Annotated in this window: 3 protein-coding genes and 1 tRNA gene; 1 reads left to right on the forward strand and 3 read right to left on the reverse strand. The window is 58.0% G+C overall.

Features of this window, described 5'->3' with window-relative positions; all coding sequences use genetic code 11:
* Positions 1–721: 721 nt before the first annotated feature.
* From RXV90_RS25665 to rlmB, 3 genes are all read right to left on the reverse strand, one after another.
* On the reverse strand, positions 722–1183 hold the full coding sequence (locus RXV90_RS25665) for a YHS domain-containing (seleno)protein (protein ID WP_316653257.1): 462 nt from the start codon (positions 1181–1183) through the stop codon (positions 722–724).
* A gap of 119 nt (positions 1184–1302) precedes the next feature.
* Positions 1303–1587 carry a hypothetical protein gene (locus RXV90_RS25670; RefSeq protein ID WP_316653259.1) on the reverse strand — a complete coding sequence of 95 codons (285 nt, stop codon included), beginning with the start codon at positions 1585–1587 and terminating at the stop codon, positions 1303–1305.
* Complete coding sequence (gene rlmB / locus RXV90_RS25675; RefSeq protein WP_316653261.1) at positions 1588–2373, reverse strand: 23S rRNA (guanosine(2251)-2'-O)-methyltransferase RlmB; 786 nt, start codon at positions 2371–2373, stop codon at positions 1588–1590.
* 111 nt (positions 2374–2484) lie between these two features.
* On the opposite strand from rlmB, the gene RXV90_RS25680 reads away from it, so the two are divergent.
* A tRNA-Tyr gene (locus RXV90_RS25680) sits at positions 2485–2568 on the forward strand.
* Positions 2569–4038: the final 1470 nt, after the last annotated feature.

Below are 4038 nucleotides of genomic sequence, written 5' to 3' on the forward strand. Positions count from 1 at the left end.
CTATACTCACCCGAAGAGTGTTGGAACTACTTCAGGGCTGCCGGATATGTCTCAGGTTAAAGGCCGGATGCTTTAACTGGACATTTCGTCCCTCGGGATCAACATCGTCTCTTCCCTTGATTGCGATGCAACTCCGAAAGGATCGATCACATCATGCCGTTCGATCCCCTTGAGAGGATCAAGACAGGAAGGACGGTTGCGTAGCATTTGTTCGGCAGAGGCATGCCTTTCACCGTTAGCTGTCATGAAGCGTCTTCCGGTCCAGGCCATCTTTTCCGAACAAGAGAACCCAGCCGGATCGCGTCTTCAATGCTTCAATCGACTTGAGTGTCCTCGGCTTCGATACGATCATCAGCCCGGTCGACTACAGTCTGACGCGAACAGCCGCGTCGCCTTGGATCGCGTCGCCCAGCAACGCCTCGACCGATTGGTCGGCATGCATGCTCACATGTGAGATTTGGGGATACACTGCAGGGTCAGGCAGCACGACCACGTGCACCGAGGTCGTCACGCGCCTGCAAAGCGGTGAACGCAGCAAGCTCTTATCGGACCCAGAAGAAAAATGCGCCCGAGCGATCACCCGGGCGCAGAGTCACGGAACGAGGGACAGTGTATTCGAGTGCGCGTGTTCCGGTCGCGCACCCACACAGAGACATTTAGGCACATTTTCAGCCCGCGTAAGAGCTTCTTTCGAAAATGTGAACAGAGTATGAATGGACGCTCAACTATCGAGAACGCTGGGCCAATTGGCGCGACCACGAGCAACATTGTCAGGAATATCCCGCTCCCAACGCCTCCGGATGCGCTTGGAATAATTGAGAAAGAGCTGCCCGTCGAAAATCGTCCACGCGTCTGGCGCGGTTGGTGCCGTATAGCCCCGCGACACGGCCCAAGCGCAGTATCCACCAAACTGGGGTGCGAACCCCTCGGGATCTGCGGAAAAGGCTTCTCGATTCCGCGGAGAGGAGAACCTCCAGGTCACTCCGCTCCACTCATGGGTGATTCCCGGGTCTCCAGCCACCGCTCGACTTTCGGTAAAGTAGGCGACCGGATCGGTGCCATCTATTGCAATACCGTTCTTAGAGTAGACAGAAGCAATGGCGTTCGCAGCTGCGTGTCTGGCCAACAAAAGGGCCGGAACGAAGGCTGCGGAAGCAGAAAGAAACTGTCGGCGGGTCGTCATGTCTCGGTCTCGTCGTCTGCTGGAGCGTGTGTCTGGCGAAAAGATGCGCAGCCGATCAGCGTCTTGGAACCCCCTTGCGCAGCCTCGTGATCGAACGGACGAGTTTCGAGAGAAATGTTTCAGTCGAAGATGTCTTCAACAAAGTCCCAAACTTCTTCGAGCATCCAGCGAGCCCGGGATTTGCGCTTTATTGGCTTACGCTTCACCGGTCGATTGCGGGGCTCTCCCGGCCGAGTGCGCGAGGGCTTCGACTGAGAGTGCGCCGATGGCGCGGCCTTCAGCATCTTCATTTCGTGAAGTGGCGCCCCGCAGGATGAACAGGCAAGCTCATGACGCTCTCGTCCGCTAAGAACCAATGCGGCCCTCGTTCCGCAATAACAACATGTTGCGATCTTTGGTGTCATTCAGCAATCCAGTGCCCGGCCTGCTGCATATAGGGCGACAGCCGCGGCATTTGAGACGTTGAGCGAGCCAAAATCGCCGGCCGAGTCAATCCGGACAAGCCTGTCGCAGGTTTCCCGCGTCTTTTCGCGAAGACCGGGGCCCTCCGCTCCCAAGACAAGCGCAAGTGGGCGATCACCCAGATCGTCAAGCGCTGCGTCGAGAGTTCCTTCCCCTGTTCCGTCCAGACCAAGAAGAATGAACCCTAGGGATCTGAGCTGTTCCATTGCCCGTGAAAGGTTCGTCACCCGAATGTAAGGTTGCCTTTCAAGTGCACCGGACGCCGCTTTCGCGAGCGCACCGGTTTCGGGTGCGGAGTGACGGGCCGGAGCGATGACGGCCGAGGCTCCGAAGACTTCGGCAGAACGCAGGATCGCACCGACATTATGGGGGTCTGTCACCCGGTCCAGACATACCACCCGGGGCGGATTGCCGCCCGCCAGGACAACGTCTTCAATGGCTCCCCATGAGAGCGGACGCACTTCGATTGCAGCGCCTTGATGGACACTGCCTGGATCGAGCGGAACGGGAAAACAGCGCGGGTCGGCAATTTCCGGTGTCACGCCACCGGTGACGATGACTTCGCCCAAACGATCAGCAGCGTTGCGAGTCAGGACGAGACGAAGTTTCTCGCGCCTCGGATTCAGAAGCGCATCACGGACGGCATGGAGGCCAAATAGCCAAACCGTATCGCTCGCCCCTGCCCGTTTCTGCCGTTCTTTTTCTATGACCCATTTGGGTTTCTTCATTGTACCCTCCGCGCGCCGGCACATTGCGCGCCACGTGTCGCGGGCGCAACCTCAAAGCCAACGGATTCGCGGTTGACGGGTCGCCCGCCCGCGTCTAACAAGCGCCGTCGTGGGCGACAGGCCGCAAGGTGTGGCAGGGGACTGTAACTCCCTCGCGGAGACGCACGCTAGGTTCGATTCCTAGGTCGCCCACCATCTTCCATTTTAACTCATTGTTTTTAAATATTTAAATGCATTGCGCTGATATCAATCCGCCCTTAGATCACCCCAATGAAATTCCCAGAACCGAAGCGCTTTTGCCCGACCGCCGAGGCCGCAAAGGTAGCGTTGAAGACCTGCTTCCCGAGAACCGCAGGGCTTGGGCGCGGGAGGTTTGGGCTGATCGCGAAGAGGTCGCCAAGCTTCAGTCAGGCGCATGGATGCTGAGAGAAGCCGCGAAGGCTTTGGGGCTGCCCGAGGAGGAGGTGGACGAAGTTTTGCGGCGGTAGTCAGGCCGGGTTAGCCGCGTCTGCGCGCTTAGACCGTTGCGATTGTAGGCATGGAGGAAACAAACTGTTTTTCATATTAAATCAATCCATCTCGCCTCTCTCCCCGTATGCCTCCTCAGACATCATGATTTGGGAGGCTGTCTAGTGAATAAGATTTCTGTCGTGGCTATTGTGGCTGCACTCGTTGCGGGCCCCGTGTTTGCGGGCGCCCACACGCCGAAGGACCGTGCGCAAAGCATGAAAGGCGCTCTTCAGGGTAGCGGTGCGGATGGCGTTGGGGAGTTCGGTCTTCCGGGGGCAAGTGTTGCCCGCACACTTGGCAAAGAGGGCTCCGCATTCCCCAAAGGTGGATGGGGCAATGTCGGCAGCGCTCTGACAAGCGCCAATGGTGCGCCAGTCTCGCCAGCAGATCCGAAAGGCCTGACTGAATAACAGTAATTGGTCGACTAAGTTCTAGTTTGGCCCCGTCTCTTCAAAAGGAGGCGGGGCTTTGCTTTGGTTTTCCACTATCTGGCAGGAAGTTCATATTCGTCGCCGATTGCTTGGGGAGGCATTGAACGAACGCCGAAAATGCAAGCCGGGACACCTCCAGCATCCCGGCCCTATGACGCCACGCCCGCAGAGGTAGGAGAAGAAGCGGGCTGCGTCTTGTCGGGGTTTTCCCACTCACCGACTAACGGGGGTGCTTCGCGGCGCACTTTCTGAATGGCCGCAGGCGCACCCTTGCCCAAATACGATCAACAATCCCTCAAAGTGCCGCCTGAATGTTCACGTATCGAATAGGCGCTGCCAGCAAGCTCTTCTCAGAGCCGGCACAAGGGAATCGGTGCCTTTTGCTGGCAGCGCGCCATCTCTAGAGTTGCGGCTTCAGGAACGCGATGCCGGCCGCCTTGCGCTCGACAACCCGGTCCCAGTTTGCCGCCGCTTCCAATTCCGTGACCGTCGGACTGTCACCGGCAACCGAGCCTTCGAGCCATTGGAAGCATCGCCATATTCACACGGCTGTGCAGGATTTGATGACTGCCTCTGTCACGCGATAAACCACTGATCGACGGCTCCAATAACCGGTTAGCGCCGTAGACCGGACATCCGACAAAATGACTTGTCTATTGATTAACGCGGTCTCAGCCGAAGAGTTGAGCCACCGCACGCCACACCATTATTGGCGCGCGGTGGC

The sequence above is a fragment of the Ovoidimarina sediminis genome (genome assembly GCF_032586175.1).
In the GTDB taxonomy this organism is placed as follows: Bacteria; Pseudomonadota; Alphaproteobacteria; order Rhodobacterales; family Rhodobacteraceae; genus Ovoidimarina; species Ovoidimarina sediminis.

What these genes read in the sequence shown, in the direction of transcription:
- RXV90_RS25670 (WP_316653259.1), bottom strand. Translation starts at nt 1,587, where the DNA reads ATGACACCAAAGATCGCAACATGTTGTTATTGCGGAACGAGGGCCGCA.
- RXV90_RS25665 (WP_316653257.1), bottom strand. Translation starts at nt 1,183, where the DNA reads ATGACGACCCGCCGACAGTTTCTTTCTGCTTCCGCAGCCTTCGTTCCG.
- rlmB (WP_316653261.1), bottom strand. Translation starts at nt 2,373, where the DNA reads ATGAAGAAACCCAAATGGGTCATAGAAAAAGAACGGCAGAAACGGGCA.